We start from the raw sequence: 16,604 nt of genomic DNA on the forward strand, positions 1-16,604 counted from the left end.
GCCGGAGCGGACGAGCGGAGCGTCCCGATGAGCACGAGCACCAGCCACGATGTCCAGATGCCCCCGGCACGCTCCCTCTGGCTGCGCGACGCGCGACCGATCCCCGGCGATCCCTTCGTGGAAGGTGCCCACTACGAGGACGTGGTCGTCGGAGCGGGGCTCTCGGGGCTCGTGACTGCGCTCCTACTCCAGCGCAGCGGTCGCCGAGTCGTCGTGGTGGAGGCGCGCGAGGTCGGTGCCGTCGCCACCGGCAACACGACGGCCAAGCTGAGCCTGCTGCAGGGATCGCACCTCTCGAGGATCGCGGCGCGCAACCTCCCCTCGGTCACGCGCGCGTATGTCGCCGCCAACCTCGCCGGCTTCACGTGGCTGATGGACTATCTCGCCGAGGCCGGCGTGGCCGTGCAGCGCCGCACCGCCTACAGCTATGCGCAGACCCCGCAGGGAGTCGACGCCGTGCTCCGCGAGCACGAGACGGCACGGCGTCTCGGCCTCGCGACGCGTCTCGTCGGCGAGCTGGACACCCCCTTCCCGAGCACGGCCGCCGTCGCCCTCGATGACCAGGCGCAGTTCGACCCGATGGAGGTGCTGACGGCGCTCGCGGCCGACTTCCGTGCGGCGGGCGGCACCCTGGTCCAGGGCGTCCGGGTGCTCGGGATGCGGGCTACGAGCCCCGTGCAGCTGCGCACGAGCGCCGGCCGCATCACGGGCGAGCGCGCCTACCTCCTCACGGGCACCCCGATCCTGGACCGCGGCCTGTACTTCTCGAAACTCGCGGCGCTGCGCTCGTACGCCGTGGCGTTCCGTGGAGCCGCGTCGATCCCCGGCGGGATGTACCTCTCCGTCGACGAGCCTTCGCGCTCGGTCCGCGATGCGGAGCGCGACGGCGAGCGCCTCCTCCTGGTCGGCGGCAACGGGCACCCCGTGGGTCGCCGTGCCGATGCGCTCGCGGCAGTGGAGGACCTCATCGCCTGGACCCGCCGTTCCTTCCCGGGAGCCGAGCCCGTCGCCCGCTGGAGCGCCCAGGACTACGAGTCGTTCCACCGGGTGCCCTTCGTGGGCTGGCTGCCGCGGGGTCGCGGACGGATCTTTTTGGCGACCGGGTACGACAAGTGGGGCATGACCAACGCGGTGCAGGCCGCCCTGACGCTCGTCGGGGACTCGCGGGGCGAGACTCCGCCGTGGGCGCGGACGCTGCACCGTCGGCCCACTCTCCCGCGGGTGCTCGCGGAGGGTCTGGGCGCTGGAGCGGCGGTCGGCGGCTGGTATGCGCGGGGCTGGTTCTCGGCGCTGCGGGCCCCGGGCTCCGCGAACGCGGCGCCGGAGGAGGGGCGGGGTCTGCTCGCGAGAGACGGCCTGCGGCCGGTCGCCGTGTCGACCGTCGGCGGGAGGCGCTGCGCCGTCTCGGCCGTCTGCCCGCACGTCGGCGGGATCGTCACCTGGAACGACGCCGAGCGCAGCTGGGACTGCCCGCTCCACGGCTCCCGGTTCGCGGCCGACGGCACGGTGCTCGAGGGCCCGGCGGTCTCTCCGCTCGCTCCAGCCACGTGACGCGCGAGGCGGCGTCGCGCCTCTCGCCGTCCGCCGGGTGCGTCAGTCCTGGTCGTCCTCCGGCTCCGAGACCGTTCGTCCGTCGGCGCCCGAGGCGTCGCCCTCGACGTGCAGGTCGGTGTCTCCCGGGATGCTGAAGTCGCCCAGCGGGTCGAGGGGCTTCTTGTCGGCGGAGTCGTCGTGAGTGCTCATGCCGTCCACCCTACGAGCGGCCGACGAGTCGCTGCACGGCGGTGACGGGGATGGACAGCCAGTCGGGGCGGTTGCGCGCCTCGTAGATCGCCTCGTAGATGGCTTTGTCGAGCTCGAAGGCGTCGAGCACGGCGCGATGCGCGGCGACCGCGTCTCCCGCGCGCTCGGCGTAGCCGTCGAGGAACGCGGCGCGAGCGGCGGCGGCCCACGACGCCCGGGAGGAGCCGGGCGCGCTCTGTTCGTGCGCCCCGGCCGCGTAGTCGAACGAGCGGAGCATCCCCGCCACGTCGCGCAGCGCGATGTCGGGGAGGCGTCGCTCGTGCATCGGCCGTAGCGGCTCGCCCTCGAAGTCGAGCAGCACCCAGCCTCGACCGGGCACCGAGAGCACCTGGCCGAGGTGGTAGTCGCCGTGGATCCGTTGCAGCGGCGGCCACGGCGCCGCTTCTGCCGCGCGGAACACGGCCTCGATCGCCTCCGCGTCGTCGGCGATCACGGGCACCTCGGCGGAGGCGATGCGCAGCCGGCGTCGCATGGTCGCGACCATCCGCTCGACGACCTCCGGCGTGGTGTCCTCCGTCGGCAGCAGCTCGGCGAGGGAGGCGTGCACCTCGGCCGTCGCGCGCCCCAGCTCCCGCGCGGGCTCGGTGAAATCGGAGTCGGCCGCGACGGCCTCGAGGGCCACTCGCCACGCGTCCTGCACGCCGGGCAAGAACTCTTGCGCGAACGCGAGGTGCCCGAATGCGCGTCCGTTCGGCTCGCCGTGGTCGTCCCACTCGCCGGTGACGTTGCCGATGACGGGCGGGACGAGGGTGCTGCCCGCAGCGTCGAGGGCCGACTGGACGGTCACGTCGGGGTTGTCGCCGTGGTGCAGAGCGCGGAACACCTTCACGATCACCGGTGTCGCCGGCGAGCCGTCCTCGGCCGTCGTCTGCACGATGATCGAGGTGTTCGATTGCTCGCCGCTGAGAATCCGCGACGAGGCGTAGGCGCCGATCGGGGCGCCCGGCTGCCGGTGCCCTTCGGCGAGCGCCGCGCCGTCCGCGCCGGCGTCATCCGACCGCCCGTCCTGCGCGATGAGCTCGAGCAGAGCCCTGGCGAAGACAGGGTCGCGGGCGCCGTCGTAGACGAAGCGATCGCCGTCGGAGACGATCAGCGCCTCCTCGAGGCCCGCCACCGGTGCGGAGCGCACCGTCACCGGCACCTGATACAGCACGGGACTCGTCCCGGCGTGGTCGATGACGAGGTAGTCGATCACCTCTGCCTCGGCGCGGTGCAGCCGCCACGCCCCCCGGATCTCGAGCTCCGGGCGACGCCCCTTGCTCGCGTACCACCGCTGGTCGGCCACCCAGGCGGCGACTCGGTCGATCGACAGGTCTGCGCTCATGCTCTTCTCCTCCGTCGGCACCCCGAACCCTACGCGTCGGCGGTGGTCGCGGGGTGGGGGTTGCGGCGGGGGCGGCGCTCCGCCCGGAAGCCCTCCGTCGGCCTCTGGCGCCCGGCCGGTGGGGGGCTCCGAGCGATCAGGCGAGTCCGAGGACGTCGAGCATCCAGGCGTACTCGAACGCGATCTCGCGCCAGCGCTCGTAGCGGCCGCTCACGCCTCCGTGCCCCGCCGTCATCTCGACCTTGAGCAGCGCGGGCGCCCCCACCTCGCGCAGCCGCGCGACCCATTTCGCCGGCTCCACGTAGAGCACGCGCGTGTCGTTGAGGCTGGTCGTGGCCAGGATCCGCGGGTAGCGGACCCCCTCGCGCACGTTCTCGTAGGGCGAGTAGGTCTTCATGTAGGCGTACACCTCCGCGTCGTGCAGAGGGTCGCCCCACTCGTCCCACTCGATCACGGTGAGGGGGAGCGACGGGTCGAGGATCGAGGTGAGCGCGTCGACGAACGGGACCTGCGCGAGGATCCCGGCGAACGCCTCCGGGGCGAGGTTGGCGACCGCGCCCATGAGCAGCCCACCCGCCGAGCCGCCCTGAGCGACCAGCCGCTCGGGCGTCGTGACGCCCGTCGCGACGAGGTGCTGCGCCGCGTCGACGAAGTCGGTGAACGTCGTGCGCTTGGAGAGGGTCTTGCCGTCCTCGTACCAGGAGCGGCCCATCTCGCCGCCTCCGCGCACGTGCGCGATGGCGAAGACGACTCCGCGGTCGAGCAGCGACAGGCGCGGGATCGAGAAGCCCGGGTCGATGCTGGTCTCGTAGGAGCCGTACCCGTAGAGCACGACGGGTGCGGGGGACACGTCCGGGTCCGCGGCGTCCCGGCGCCAGACGAGAGAGAGGGGGATCCGCGTGCCGTCGTGCGCCGTCGCCCACTCGCGCCGCTGCTCGTAGCGCTCGGGGTCGTAGTCGCCGAGGACGGGCTGCTGCTTGAGCACTGTCCGCGTGCCACTCGCCACATCGAGCGCGAGCACGGTCGAGGGCGTGACGAACGAGGTGTACGCGAGGCGCAGCGAGGTCTGCTCCCACTCGGGATTGCCCGCGAGGCCGGCGTCGTAGAGCGGCTCGTCGAACGCGATCTCGTCGAGGCGGGCGTGCACCTCGCCCTCGTCGCGGAGGAGGCCGAGGCGGGTCGCGCCTTCGGAGCGGTACGAGACGACGACGTGGCCGGCGAAGGCGTCGACCCCCTCGATCCGGCGCCCGGGGACGTGCGGCACGACGACGCGGCGCTCGGCCGCGCGCTCCTCGGCGCTGCGCGAGAGGTCGGCGGGCTCCTCCACGATCTCGAAGTCGAGAGCCCGGTCGTTGTGCACGATGAGGAGGCGGTCGCGTCCGTCGACGATCGTGTGCTCGACTTCGTACTCCACCCCGTCGCGGCGCGGCCAGACCGAACGGAACTCCCCGGTCGGGTCGGCGGCGTCCAGGAGCAGGCACTCGCTGGTGATCTTGCTGCCGATCTCGATGACGAGGAACCGGCGGCTGCGGGTGAGGCCCACACCGATCCAGTAGCGCTCGTCGGGCTCCGAGAACACGACCTCGTCGGCCGAGGAGTCGGTGCCGACCGCATGACGCCAGACGGTGTCTGGGCGCCACGACTCGTCGACCGTCGGGTAGAAGACGAAGCGCGCGTCGGCGCCGAAGGTGGCGCCTCCTCCCGTCCCCTCGATGACGTCGGGCAGGTCTTCGCCGCTCTCGAGGTCGCGGATGCGAAGGGTGTAGCGCTCGTCGCCCTCGACGTCGGTGCCGAAAAGGAGGTACCGGCCGTCGGCCGACACGTCGAAGCTTCCGAGCGAGAAGAACTCGTGCCCCTCGGCCTCGACGTTGCCGTCGAGCACCAGCTGCTCGCCGTCGAGCGGGCCGCCGTCGGCGATCGACGGAGGAGTCCAGTCGTCTGGACCGTCGATCGGAGCGCGGCAGTGGACCGCGTACTGGCGGCCCTCGAACGAGCGCGAGAAGTACCACCACGACCCCTCGCGCACGGGGACCGACAGATCGGTCTCTTTGGTGCGCGAGCGGATCTCGTCGAAGAGCGTCTCGCGCAGGGGGGCGAGAGGTGCGAGGACGTCGTCGGTGTAGGCGTTCTCCGCCTCGAGGTGCGCGATGACCTCGGAGTCCTCTTTCTGCCGCAGCCACTCGTACTGGTCGACGAACAGATCGCCGTGATGGCGGCGTTCGAGAGGGACACGGCGGGCGGCGGGAGGGACGGGCGCGGTCATCGTCCCAGCCTAGGCGCGAGCGCGTGCGGCGAGGCGGCGGTGCGAGGAGGCCCCGGGACCTGCGCAGAATGGAGCATGGCCAGCGCAGAGACCACAGGCAGAGCAGACATCGCAGGGGAAGCGGAGGCGGACCGTGGGCTCGACGCGAGCACTCGGCAGCGGGCGCGCCGCCGAGTGCAGACCGAGGTCGAGCGCAAGTACGACGTCGGCGCCGACACCGTCCTGCCCCGCCTCGTCGGCGCGGGGGCCGTGGCGAGTGCCCGCGCCGAGCCGCCGATCGCCCTGAGCGCCGACTACTTCGACACCGCCGAGCGCGCCCTCTCGCGGGCACGGATCACGCTCCGCAGACGGGAGGGCGGCGAGGACGAGGGCTGGCACGTGAAGCTTCCGGGCTCCGCGGGCCGCACCGAGATCCACACCCCGCTCACCCCTCGCGGCTCCGTGCCCTCGAGTGTCCGCGAGCCCGTGCTCGGCTCGATCGGTCGCGCGCCCCTCGAGCCGCTCGCCCGACTCGAGACCGTCCGCGCGATCACTCGTGTCGCCGATGCCGACGGCCGGGTGCTGGCCGAGATCGCCGACGACCTCGTGACCGCGCTCGACGAACGCACGGGTCGCGAGCGTCGCTGGCGCGAATGGGAGGTCGAACTCGTCGATGCGCGAGGCGCCGCGGGCGAGGCCGTGCTCGATGCGATCGAGAAGCGCCTCCTCGCCGCGGGCGCCCGCCCGGCACGCAGCGCCTCCAAGCTCGCGCGGGCGACCGGCGGCCCGCTCGAGGACACCGTCCGTGCGCCGCGCGACGGTGGGGAGGCGGCCGTCGCCGCGGTCAGGGAACTCCTCGGCGAGTTGCGGGCGGTCGACCCGAGGGTCCGCCTCGAGACCGACGACGCCCTGCATCGGATGCGCACTCTCGCTCGGCGCCTCCGGAGCGTCCTGGCAGCCTCCCGCTCGGTGCTCGACCGGGCCTCCACCGATCCGATCCGCAGCGAGCTCCGCTGGCTCGGCCGCGTCCTCGGGGCCGCCCGCGATGAGGAGGTGCTCGCCGACCGGCTGCGCTCCGGGCTGGCGTCGACGGGCCTCGACGAGGGTAGCGCCGCCTCCCTCATCGAGGAGATCGAGCGGAGGCACGCGCTCGCGCTCCGCCGCGTCGCCCGCACCCTGCGCGGCGGCCGCTACCTCGCGCTGCTCGCCTCGATCGACGCCCTGCTCGCCTCGCCGCCGCGCACCGGGAAGGCCAAGCAGAGTGTGAAGAAGCTCGTGCGCCGCTCGGTCTCGCACGAGCGCTCGCGCGTGCGGGAGGCTCGTCGTGCAGCCGAGGGGACGGAGGGGCGCCACGAGCTCCGCATAGCGGCGAAGCGGCTCCGGTACACCGTGGAGGCGTGGCGCGCGGTCGTTCCCGCGGCTGTCGGTCCTGCGCAGCGCTCCTGGGGTGCCGTGGGGGAGGAGCTGGCCGACGCCCTCGGCGACGAGCGTGACGCACTGGCCGCGCGGGAGCTCCTCGCGGGAGCGAGTCGCGTCGACTCCGCCGACGACGCCTTCGCGCGGGGAGCGCTCTGGGTGCGAGAGGGGCGCCGCGCCCGCCGTGCCACGAAGGCGGCCGAGAGGGCGCTCGCGCGGTTCGACGCGCTGGCGGGCTGAGGCCCCCGCGGTCTCCCGAGCGGAGCGGCGACGGCGGTGCCTGGGAGGCGGCGGATAATGGTGACCATGCCTTCCGTCCGTGCTCTCCCGTCGTCGCTCCTGCGCCCGCGCCACTTCGACCGCGATGACGTCGTCGTGCATGCGGGCCTGTTCTCGCTGGTGAACTCGAGTACGACGCCGCGGGCCGCGTGGACTGAGGATCTCGTCGCTCTCGGCGAGGTGCTCGACGCCGCCGAGTTCCCCTACCGCCTCATCCGCGGGAGCGACGGCTCGCCGTTCCTCGCGGTAGACCGGGCGCTCGGCGCCGAGCTCGCGACCCTGCTCGCGCGCGCCTTCGCGACCGAGCCCTTCTACGCGAAGACCCTCGACAAGCGCGGCACCCCGGCTCAGCTCCTCGCGGAGGGAGTGCTCGCGCCCTACCCGCGCGCCTCCGTGTTCAAGCTGTTCCGCCCGCGGGTCTCCTCGACCGGCTCCCTCCGCTACGGCGCCCGCAGCGGCGTGCGTCTCGAGCTGTGGAAGGTGGGGGAGGACGAAATCCTCACCCCGGCCGAGAACGCGCTCATGCGCAACCGTCTCCCCGTCGCCGAGGCGATCGACGCGCACGTCGAGGCGTACGGCCGCACCTGGCCGACGTTCGAGGGCATGTTCGAGCCGCTCGTCAGCGACATCCGCTTCGACGTGGACATCGTCTTCTCGTGGGTCGACGGCACCGATCTCGAGTTCCAGCGCGCTCGCGCCGCCAGGATGGCCAGCTATGTGGTCGGCGAGGGGGACGACGCCCCCGCGCGCTTCCGTCAGATCGACGAGCTCAAGTACGCGTTGCGCAGCGTCTACATGTACGCGCCGTGGATCCGCCACATCTACATCGTCACCGACTCCCCTCGCCCGCACTGGCTCGACGAGCACCCCGACGTCACGCTCGTGCGCAGCGAAGACCACTTCCGCGACCTGTCGGTGCTGCCGACCCACAATTCTCATGCGGTCGAGAGCCAGCTGCACCGCATCCCCGGCCTGTCGGAGCACTTCCTCTACTCCAACGACGACATGTTCTTCGGTCGACCCATCGACCCGTCGATCTTCTTCTCGCCCGGAGGCGTCACCAAGTTCATCGAGGCGACGACGCGCATCGGCATGGGCGACTCCAACGCCGCCCGCAGCGGCTTCGAGAACGCCGCCCGCGTCAACCGTCGCCTCTTGCGCGAGCGCTTCGGAGCGATGACCACCCGCCACCTCGAGCACGCGGCAACGCCGCTGCGCAAGAGCGTCATGGCCGAGCTGGAGGCGGAGTTCGAGCCCGAGTTCACGGCGACCGCCGCGAGCCGCTTCCGCTCCGCGAGCGACGTCTCCGTCACCAACTCGCTCTACCACTACTACGCGCTGATGACGGGGCGCGCGGTCGTGCAGGAGAACGCCTCCGTGAAGTACGTCGACACGACGATGCACCAGGGGCTGAAGGACATGCGCAAGCTGCTGAAGAACCGCCACGTCGACTTCTTCTGCCTCAACGACGGCAGCTTCCCCGAGATCTCGGCGGAGGCGCGCACCAAAGCCGTCATCGGCTTCCTCGAGGAGTACTACCCGATCCCGGCGCCGTGGGAGCGCGAGGCCTGACGCAAGCGCCCGCCGCGACTACGCGCTGACGCCGATCCGTTCGACCTCCGGCGGGTACAGCGCCTCGTCCCGCTCCAGCGGAGCGATCGGCGCTGCCGCGATCTCGACGCCGTGCTCCGCGAGGATCCGCCGGGTCTCGGCCGGCGACACGTACGACACCGCGGTCGAGGCGCCGATCGGCACGACCGAGTGGAGCACCGTGTCCTCGTACACGTGGATGAGGTTGAACGCCTGTGCTCCGTTGCGGGCGCGCGTCCCGCCCGTCGGCACGGTGAGGTCTTGGGTGTAGCACGTCGCGGAGGCGACCGAGACGGGAATGCCGGCGAAGGTGGCGGTCGACGAGTAGTGCAGGTGACCCGCGATGATGCCGCGCACATCGCTGCCCTCGAGCACCTCGGCCAGCGCCGCCTGATCGCGGAGCTCGACCAAGACCGCGAGGTCGAGCACGCTCGGCACGGGCGGATGGTGCAGTGCGAGGAGGGTGCCGTGCGGCGCGGGGCTCGAGAGCTCCTCCGCGAGCCAGTCGAGTTGCGCTCCGGTGATCTCGCCGTGGTGGGCGCCGGGCACGGTCGAGTCGAGCGCGACGATCCGCAGCCCGTTGACGTCGTGCACCCGGTCGACCGGCTGTGTCGTCGGCAGTTGGTCGAGCAGGCCGGAGCGGAAGGCCGCCCGGTCGTCGTGGTTGCCCATCACCCAGATCACCTCGGCGCCGAGGCGGGCCGCCGCCGGCTCGACCAGCGCACGGAGCTTGGCGTACGCCTCCGGCTCGCCCTTGTCGGCGAGGTCGCCGGTGATGACGAGGGCCTCGGGGCGGCCGCCCGACTCCTCGAGCTGATCGAAGAGGAGACGCAGCTGGGCTTCGCTGTCGACGTCGGAGCCGTAGAGGCCGCCGTCGCCGGCGATGAAGTGGGTGTCGCTGAGGTGAAGGACGAAGTGATGGGGCCGGGGGTACTCGGCCTTGCGGAGGGACATGATCCTCGGGTTCCACGATCGGTGGGGCTGGACCGGATTCTCCAGCGTCGGCAGGTTCGGCATCGCGGGATCCGGAGGGTGCACCCGCAAAGGCCAGTCCATCATTGCGGGGTGAACGGGCGGCCAACATCGACCGGCGCGTCATCGAACGGTTTTCCCAGGATCCGGCGCGATCGTCCGAGAAAGTCCTCAGACATCGCGCCCCCGAACGAGCGTCAGAGACGTCGCAGCAGCCGCTCGTAGAAGACGATCGCCCGCTCGAACTGGTCGACCTCGATCGACTCGTCGACCCCGTGGATGCCGAGCTGCTGGCGCGGACTGATCTCGAACGGGATGAAGCGGTAGACGCCGTCGCTGATCGCGTGGAAGTGACGCGCGTCGCTCCCGCCGGTCTGCACGTAGGGGGCGACGATCGCCTCCGGGAACACCTCGTGGACGACGTCGCGCAGCACGTCGTACGGGCCGCCGTCTCCCTGCTCGCCGGTGGGCGACACGGGGGAGGGCTCGTGCGCGATCCGCACGCGCACGTCGACCTCTGCGTCGTCGATCACGGCGCGGATGCGTTCGACCACTCCGGCGACCGTGTCTCCGGGATTGATGCGGACGTTCGCGGTGGCGCTCGCGGTCGAGGCGAGGACGTTCGCGCCGGTCGAGCCGCGCAGCTCGGTGATCGCGACGGTGGTGCGCAGCATCGCTGCCGAGCGGTTGGAGTGGGCCGCGAGCGCGGCGATGACGGCGTCAGGGTGCGTCCGCGGCTCGCGGTACCAGACGGCGTGCGCGGGGTCTGCGTGCGGGGCCGCGGCGCGCACCAGCTCGGCGATCGGCTCGGGGAGCGTCGAGGGGAACGGGTTCTCCGTGAGCCGGTGGATCGCTCGGGCGAGCCGTTGCGTCGCGAGCAGGCCGGGCGGAGGGGGCGGGGCGGAGGCGTGACCGCCGGCGTCGCGGCAGACGATCTCGAGGTTCATGATCCCGCGCTCGGTGACCCCGACGACCGCGATCGGCGTCGAGACGCCGGGGACGATACCCCGGCGCACGTTGCCGCCCTCGTCGAGGACGAAGCGAGGACGGATCCCCCGCGCGTCCAGCAGCGAGACGATCGAGGGTGCGCCGTCGCCGGCCGTCTCCTCGTTGTGGGTGGAGACGAGGTACACGTCGTGCCGCGGGCGCTCGCCTCGCCGCACGGCCGCCTCCACCGCTTCGAGAAGGGCGACGAGCGAGCCCTTGTCGTCGAGGGCGCCGCGACCGATGACGGAGGTGCGACCGTCGGCCCCGACGACCGTGTCGGCCGCGAACGGCGGGTGCGACCACTCGACCGCGGTCACGCTGACCACGTCGTGATGCGCCATCAGCACGGAGGGCTCGCCCGGCTCCTCGCCGCGCCAGCGCCAGAGGAGCGAGTGCCCCGCGACGCTCTCACGCTCGAGTGCCCCGTGCAGCGCCGGGTAGAGCTCCTCGAGCAGCTGCGCGAACGCGGTGAAGCGGCTCCAGTCGGTCGCGGCCTCGTCGGAGTGCGACACCGTCTCGACCCGCAGCAGGGCCTGGAAGCGCTCGAGCGCGGTCGTCGTCACCGGGCTAGCCTACGACGGCGGCGCCGAGCCCTCGGCCCGCGCGGAGGGAGGCGGCGCATGGCAGTCCCCGAGGTGTGCGTCGTCTACGTGCTGCGCGAGGGTGCCCGCGGCACCGAGGTGCTGCTGGGCCGCAAGCGCCGTGGTCTCGGCGAGGGGCGCCTCGTCGCTCCCGGCGGCAAGCTCGAGCCGGGGGAGTCGCCGGCGCTCGCCGCCGTCCGCGAGCTCGAGGAAGAAGCGGGTTTGCTCGCGCTCCCCGAGGATCTCGAACCGCGTGGCGTGCTCGACTACTCCTTCCCCTCCCGACCCGCGTGGAGCCAGCGCTCGCACGTGTTCCTCTGCCGGCGGTGGAGCGGCGAGGTCCGGGAGTCCAGCGAGCTCGCCGCGGAGTTCGTGCCGGTCGACGAGGTGGTGTTCGAGCAGATGTGGGACGACGCGCGCCTCTGGCTCCCATCCGTATTGCGCGGCGGTCCCCCGGTGCACCTCGCGTTCGAGTTCGGCGCCGATCTCGCGACCGTGGTGCCACCTGCCACCGGCTGAACCGGCACTGCTGACCGCGCGGGCGCCTTCTCGGGCCGAGGGCCGTCGCGAGATCAGTGAGGGTGGGGTCTAGACGACGGCGCCTGCGACGAGAAGAGCGAGCAGCGAGACCACCGAGGCGATCGAGAGCGTCAGCGAGTACGCCTTGAAGGTGCCGCGCACGCTCAGGCCGAGGACCGACTTGAACAGCCAGAAGGCGTTCGCGTTCACCATTCCGAGCAGGAGCGCGCCGGAGCCCGCCGCGAGCGCGATGAGGGCCGGGTCGACTCCGAGCACCGGGATCAGGGGCGCGACGATACCCGCGGCCGTGAGGGCGGCGGTCGACACCGAGCCGATGGCGGCGTGCAGCACGGCAGCGATCAGCCAGGTGAGGAGGATCGGTGACAGCGAATGGCCGTCGAACACCGAGGTGAGGGCCTTCGCCGCTCCCGTGCCGCCGACGACCGCCGCGAGGCTCCCGCTCACTCCGGTGAGGATGATCACCGGGCCGGCCTGCTTGAGGGCAGAGGCGAGCGCGGTCGAGACGACGCCCGCAGGGAGCGTGCGCAGAGCCGTGACGTAGGCGAGGACGAGGCCCGCGAGCAGCGCGATGTGGGCGTCGCCGAGAAACTGCAGCACGGGCGCGTCGATCGAGACGAGCTGCGTGAGCGAGTTCGCGGCGATGAGCAGGAGCGTGAGGGCGATCGGAGCGATGGCCCAGCCGAGCGGGACCCGGGGAGCGGTGGCGGTGGCGACCGCGGTGGCGACGGCCTCCGCGCGGCGGGCGGAGGCGGTGGACCCCTTGGGGTCTTCGTCCGCGGCGAGGGCCAGATCGGGCGCGGCTGACCCCCCGTTCGCTTCGGCGGCGGTGGCGGCCTCGCTCACGGTCGCATCGAGGTCGCGCGCGTCGTCCCAGCCGCCCCGCTTCACGATGACGCTGAAGACGAGGACGGTGACGACGATCGTGACGATTCCGAGCGGGGCGCCGATCGCCAGCATCGACGGGAGCGAGGCTCCGGTGATCCCCGCCGTCGCGAGCGCGGCCGCTCCGGGCACGACGAAGACGACTCCGACGATCATGCCCGCGATGGAGGATCCCGCGAGCAGGCCGTACCCTCTCGGTCCCATGCCGCGGGAGGCCAGACGCGTCAAGGGCGCGCTCATCACGACGAGCACGTCCGAGTAGATGGAGGGGAACGCCACGCCCAGCGTCAGCGCGTACGCGACGGGAAGTCCGCGCCGTCCGAACCTCGCCACCAGCCAGCGGGCGAGGAGGGGCGCCACGCCCAGCGCGTCCAGGAGCGCGCCCAGGAGCAGGCCCAGCGCGATGAGGAGGCCGATGTCGCCGAGCACCGAGCCGAAACCCGAGGTCATGGTCGTCACGGTGCCCTCGCCGCCCTGCCCGGTGATCACGCCGAGCCCGAGAGCCGAGACGAGCAGGGCGATGACGGGCTCGACTTTGACGACCACGACGAGTGTCACGACGACGACGATGGTCAAGGCTATGGCGACGACGGGCCAGTAGTCGATCACGGGAATCCACTCTTCTCTCGGTGGCGATCGCTCGAGGACTCGGCGAGGAGGGCTGAACTCTATCGATTCGTCGGAGCTGCGCACTACCCATGCGACACAATTCTTCATCCCTGTCGACGATGTTGCTCCGTGCCGAGGCTGTGCTAGTTTCTCAGTGCTCATTCGGTCGGGGAATCGAATCAGCTCGGGGAACGACGGCCGTCCGGGGAAACGGTCCTTTATCGTTGATCGCGCGCCGAGACGAGGCGCTCGATCTCCGTTGTGCGCGCTTTCGTCGAAGAGGGGACACCGGGTGGATCCGACTTTGTCGATGGCATCGGTATCGACGAAGTCGAGGGAGTCGGAACGACGCAAGTGCGGCTCATCGCGTCGTCGACGGACCGCCTCGTCCGTGACGATCGTCGCGGACGAGGCGCCCCCTCCGCATTACCGCTCATCATCACGAGAAGGAACGACATGACCGCCACGATCATCGATGCGAACGATCTCGACGCCCTGCGTCGGGTGGGGGAGGATCTCCGGGACGGGGCGACCGTCATCGCGCAGACCGACACCAATTACGGGGTCTTCGCGAGTCCCTTCTCGAAGAGTGCGTGCGAGCGGCTGTATGCCATGAAGAAGCGCGACGGAGCGAAGCCGCTGACGCTGTTCCTGTCGACTCCCGCCGACTGGGTCACCTGGGCCCATGCGCCGCAGGGGATCGACATGGATCGGCTGGTCTCGGCATTCTGGCCCGGCCCGCTCAACGTGATCCTCGAGAAGAAGCCCGTCGTACCCGAGTGGGTCACCTCCGGCCAGTCGACCGTGTCGGTCGTGCACAACCTCAGTGCGCCGATCAACCTTCTCTCGATCTTCAGCGGGCTCCCGCTCGCCGCGACCTCCGCCAACATCAGCGGGACGGTGTCCACAGGGCTCGTCGACTTCGATCTCGCTCTCGAGCATCTCGGTCGTGACACGGACTACATCGTCCGGAGCGGGCAGGTCCCCGAGTCGACCATGAGCAGCACGATCATCACGCTGGTGGGCACTCCGACGGTCGTCCGTCAGGGTGACCTCAGCGCCGAGGCCCTGCGCCGGGTGGTGCCGACCCTTGTCTGAGCGGACGCTGCCGGCACCGCAGCGGGCCGCTGGAGCTGCGCTCGTCACGGCGTACCGCGTGGTGTCGCGCGCCTACTTCCACCTCCCCGTGGTCGCCGTCTTCCTCCTCGCGCAGGGCTATTCCGTGGTGGCCGTAGCCTTGCTCCTCGCGCTCTACGGAGTCGTCGCCGCGCTCGCCGACGGACCTCTGGCCCCGGTGACGCGTCGGCTCTCCTCGGCGGGAGCCCTCGTCGCGGGCGAGGCCGTGAAGGTGGTCGGCCTCGTCCTTCTCGTCTTGAGCGTCGACCCGGTCGCCGTCCTCCTCAGCCAGGTGCTCGCCGGCTGCGGGTTCGCCCTGACCGCGGGGCGCGACGCGGCTCTCGCGTCCTCGCTGCGCGGCGGAGGGGATGCGCGCGCTCAGGAGAGCGGCGTGCAGAGCGGGATGTTCCTCGCGTCCTTCACGGCCGGGGTCCTCGGCGCGATCTCTCTGACGGTATGGGACCGGCTGCCGTTCCTCCTGAGCGCGATCGTCTCGACCGTCGCGCTCGTCCTCGTCCTCGCTTCGCGCCTCCCGGTGCGCGAGCAGGAGGCGCGCGCCGCGACCCGTTCGCGAGCTCGGCCCGTCGGACTCCCCGCGACCATCCGATTCTGGTCGCTCTACTACTCCGTCAACAGGGCGCTGCTCCTCGCCGCATACACCTTCCTCATCCCGCTCCTCCTGTTCTCCGAGCTCCGGCTCTCTCTGCCCGCCTTCGGAGCGGTGCTCGGCCTTTACACCCTCGCGGGCCTTCTCGCCGCTCGATTGTCGCCGCTCGTCGCGGGAAAGCCTCTCGTGTTCTGGCTCACGGCCTCGGCGCAGATCGTGGGACTCGCGTTGATGACCTTCGGCGTCCTCGGTGCGGCGATCGCCGGCCTCGCGCTTCTGGGAATAGCGGGAGGATTCGTCCGGCCGGCGACGATGATCACGCTCGCCCCGGCGATGGACGCTCTCGACGATCGAGCGCGAGTGGCCGTCATGAGAGGCCTGGAGCGCCATCAGGGAATCCTGCAGGCCGTGCTCCTGGTGGGAGCGGGAATCGTCGTTGCCGCAACGGGGACGACCGCTTTGACAATGACGGCATATGTCGTTCTCGCCGTGATTGCGCAAGTCGTCGGCGCTATTCTCATTCTCGGTCCAGAGAGGCGCAAAAGGCGTCTCTCGACCGTTTCCGTGACAGAGTGACATATCGGGAGAAGCGGTCGACATCGACCGCTGACTCCCTCGACAAGGAGAGAAGACATGCAACCCATCTACACGTTCTCCGATTCCGATCGGAAAGATCTCCACGATTCCCTGCTCGCGATCGATCTCGATCCCTATAAGGACTACGACCGGTTCCGCGATGCGATCACGGCCCTCATCGACAGCGGTGCCGTGCCGCAGGGATTCGTCGACGCCCTCGCTCGCATCCGCCGCGAGCGCGCCGACAAGATCACCTATGCGCACCTGATCGCCAACAATCCCGTCGACGACGAGATCCCGTGGCTCGACCAGGACGACGCCCTCGCGGACAAGTACCGCAAGAAGCTCACCTTCGTGGGCGAGGGACTGCTCGAACTGCAGTCGCAGTACCTCGGTTCGCCCTTGTTGGCCTACGCGACCCGCAACAACGGCGACTTCTTCCAGGACGTCTATGCCGACAACCGTTTCTCGGGCACTCAGACCCAGAAGACCGACGGCGAGCTGTACTGGCACAACGAGCGCACCGCGCACCCCGTGCGCGCCGACTTCATCTCGCTCCTGGGGCTGCGTACGCCCGAGACCGACCTGGTCTACACGAAGTACGTCGACGGCCGCGAGATCCTCCGCTTCATCTCGCCCGAGAACCAGGCGCTCCTGCGCGAGGCGGTCTACATCACCCCGTTCGACGAGCTCTCGAAGGCGCAGAACAAGAACCAGATCGTCTCCGAGCAGCACGCCCTGCTCGAGAACGAGCACAGCTTCCGCTATTACGACACCCGCACCGTGCCGGCGGACCCGGACGACATCGTCCACTACCGCGCGCTCTGGCAGTTCCGCGACGCGCTCTCGAAGGTCAACGAGCAATACCACCGCATCCGTGACGCGGAGCTCCTCATCATCGCGAACCAGGACGGTCTGCACAGCCGTCAGCTCGTCGACGTCCAGGACCGTGAGAAGACCCGCTTCCGCTGGCTGCTCAAGACCTACTCGTTCCGCGACAGTGCCACCTCCGACCGACACTCCGACTACTGGCTCGACGGCGTCCGCGGCCGGGTCAAGGACTGAGAGAAAGGAAACACC

The 16,604-nt window shown here is 71.0% G+C and carries 13 protein-coding genes; 7 read left to right on the plus strand and 6 right to left on the minus strand.

What is annotated here, in order from left to right:
• The first annotated feature begins 27 nt into the window (after positions 1 to 27).
• Positions 28 to 1,551: an FAD-dependent oxidoreductase gene (locus ITJ45_RS05465; RefSeq protein ID WP_228493628.1), complete on the plus strand. Its 1,524-nt coding sequence runs from the start codon at positions 28 to 30 to the stop codon at positions 1,549 to 1,551.
• A 42-nt stretch (positions 1,552 to 1,593) separates the two neighbouring features.
• Here ITJ45_RS05465 and ITJ45_RS05470 read toward each other — a convergent pair whose 3' ends face one another.
• From ITJ45_RS05470 to ITJ45_RS05480, 3 genes are all read right to left on the minus strand, one after another.
• Positions 1,594 to 1,743, minus strand: a complete 150-nt coding sequence (locus tag ITJ45_RS05470) for a hypothetical protein (RefSeq protein ID WP_194608793.1) — start codon at positions 1,741 to 1,743, stop codon at positions 1,594 to 1,596.
• Positions 1,744 to 1,753: 10 nt separating this feature from the next.
• A complete protein-coding gene (locus ITJ45_RS05475) occupies positions 1,754 to 3,127 on the minus strand; it encodes a maltokinase N-terminal cap-like domain-containing protein (protein WP_194608791.1) in 1,374 nt (457 codons plus the stop codon).
• A gap of 136 nt (positions 3,128 to 3,263) precedes the next feature.
• The gene (locus ITJ45_RS05480; RefSeq protein WP_194608789.1) at positions 3,264 to 5,390 is read right to left on the minus strand and encodes a S9 family peptidase; all 2,127 of its coding nucleotides are present in this window, start codon (positions 5,388 to 5,390) and stop codon (positions 3,264 to 3,266) included.
• Positions 5,391 to 5,465: 75 nt separating this feature from the next.
• Between ITJ45_RS05480 and ITJ45_RS05485 the strand changes: the two genes are divergently transcribed.
• Together ITJ45_RS05485 and ITJ45_RS05490 are read left to right on the plus strand one after the other, a co-directional pair.
• Positions 5,466 to 7,025 (plus strand): CYTH and CHAD domain-containing protein, encoded by a 1,560-nt coding sequence (locus tag ITJ45_RS05485; RefSeq protein ID WP_194608788.1) that lies wholly within the window; start codon positions 5,466 to 5,468, stop codon positions 7,023 to 7,025.
• 66 nt (positions 7,026 to 7,091) lie between these two features.
• Positions 7,092 to 8,636, plus strand: coding sequence for a stealth family protein (locus ITJ45_RS05490; RefSeq protein WP_228493627.1), 1,545 nt, complete (start codon positions 7,092 to 7,094; stop codon positions 8,634 to 8,636).
• An 18-nt stretch (positions 8,637 to 8,654) separates the two neighbouring features.
• On the opposite strand, the gene ITJ45_RS05495 is transcribed toward ITJ45_RS05490, so the two are convergent.
• Entirely contained in the window at positions 8,655 to 9,608 is a 954-nt protein-coding gene (locus ITJ45_RS05495; protein WP_228493626.1) for a phosphodiesterase, read from the minus strand.
• 215 nt (positions 9,609 to 9,823) lie between these two features.
• The gene (locus ITJ45_RS05500) at positions 9,824 to 11,176 is read right to left on the minus strand and encodes a M20/M25/M40 family metallo-hydrolase (protein WP_194608785.1); all 1,353 of its coding nucleotides are present in this window, start codon (positions 11,174 to 11,176) and stop codon (positions 9,824 to 9,826) included.
• A gap of 57 nt (positions 11,177 to 11,233) precedes the next feature.
• Here ITJ45_RS05500 and ITJ45_RS05505 point away from each other — a divergent pair, with 57 nt between their 5' ends.
• Positions 11,234 to 11,713 (plus strand): 8-oxo-dGTP diphosphatase, encoded by a 480-nt coding sequence (locus tag ITJ45_RS05505; protein WP_194608784.1) that lies wholly within the window; start codon positions 11,234 to 11,236, stop codon positions 11,711 to 11,713.
• Positions 11,714 to 11,782: 69 nt separating this feature from the next.
• Here the strand turns inward: ITJ45_RS05505 and ITJ45_RS05510 are convergent, their stop codons facing one another.
• On the minus strand, positions 11,783 to 13,225 hold the full coding sequence (locus ITJ45_RS05510; RefSeq protein WP_194608782.1) for a GntP family permease: 1,443 nt from the start codon (positions 13,223 to 13,225) through the stop codon (positions 11,783 to 11,785).
• 456 nt (positions 13,226 to 13,681) lie between these two features.
• On the opposite strand from ITJ45_RS05510, the gene ITJ45_RS05515 reads away from it, so the two are divergent.
• The 3 genes from ITJ45_RS05515 to ITJ45_RS05525 are packed head-to-tail and all read left to right on the plus strand — an operon-like array spanning position 13,682 to position 16,589.
• A complete protein-coding gene (locus ITJ45_RS05515; protein ID WP_194608781.1) occupies positions 13,682 to 14,323 on the plus strand; it encodes an L-threonylcarbamoyladenylate synthase in 642 nt (213 codons plus the stop codon).
• Positions 14,316 to 15,524, plus strand: a complete 1,209-nt coding sequence (locus ITJ45_RS05520) for an MFS transporter (RefSeq protein ID WP_194608780.1) — start codon at positions 14,316 to 14,318, stop codon at positions 15,522 to 15,524. Before ITJ45_RS05515 ends, ITJ45_RS05520 begins: the two co-directional genes overlap by 8 nt.
• A 57-nt stretch (positions 15,525 to 15,581) precedes the next feature.
• Positions 15,582 to 16,589, plus strand: coding sequence for a TauD/TfdA family dioxygenase (locus ITJ45_RS05525; RefSeq protein WP_194608778.1), 1,008 nt, complete (start codon positions 15,582 to 15,584; stop codon positions 16,587 to 16,589).
• Positions 16,590 to 16,604 lie beyond the last annotated feature (15 nt).

The sequence above is a fragment of the Rathayibacter sp. VKM Ac-2879 genome, from assembly GCF_015351245.1.
Taxonomy (GTDB): Bacteria; Actinomycetota; Actinomycetes; order Actinomycetales; family Microbacteriaceae; genus Rathayibacter.

Excerpts from the sequence above, each read along its gene's own strand:
- ITJ45_RS05465 (WP_228493628.1), top strand. The coding sequence starts at position 28 with ATGAGCACGAGCACCAGCCACGATGTCCAGATGCCCCCGGCACGCTCC.
- ITJ45_RS05495 (WP_228493626.1), bottom strand. The coding sequence starts at position 9,608 with ATGTCCCTCCGCAAGGCCGAGTACCCCCGGCCCCATCACTTCGTCCTT.
- ITJ45_RS05470 (WP_194608793.1), bottom strand. The coding sequence starts at position 1,743 with ATGAGCACTCACGACGACTCCGCCGACAAGAAGCCCCTCGACCCGCTG.
- ITJ45_RS05475 (WP_194608791.1), bottom strand. The coding sequence starts at position 3,127 with ATGAGCGCAGACCTGTCGATCGACCGAGTCGCCGCCTGGGTGGCCGAC.
- ITJ45_RS05480 (WP_194608789.1), bottom strand. The coding sequence starts at position 5,390 with ATGACCGCGCCCGTCCCTCCCGCCGCCCGCCGTGTCCCTCTCGAACGC.
- ITJ45_RS05515 (WP_194608781.1), top strand. The coding sequence starts at position 13,682 with ATGACCGCCACGATCATCGATGCGAACGATCTCGACGCCCTGCGTCGG.
- ITJ45_RS05485 (WP_194608788.1), top strand. The coding sequence starts at position 5,466 with ATGGCCAGCGCAGAGACCACAGGCAGAGCAGACATCGCAGGGGAAGCG.
- ITJ45_RS05525 (WP_194608778.1), top strand. The coding sequence starts at position 15,582 with ATGCAACCCATCTACACGTTCTCCGATTCCGATCGGAAAGATCTCCAC.
- ITJ45_RS05490 (WP_228493627.1), top strand. The coding sequence starts at position 7,092 with ATGCCTTCCGTCCGTGCTCTCCCGTCGTCGCTCCTGCGCCCGCGCCAC.
- ITJ45_RS05505 (WP_194608784.1), top strand. The coding sequence starts at position 11,234 with ATGGCAGTCCCCGAGGTGTGCGTCGTCTACGTGCTGCGCGAGGGTGCC.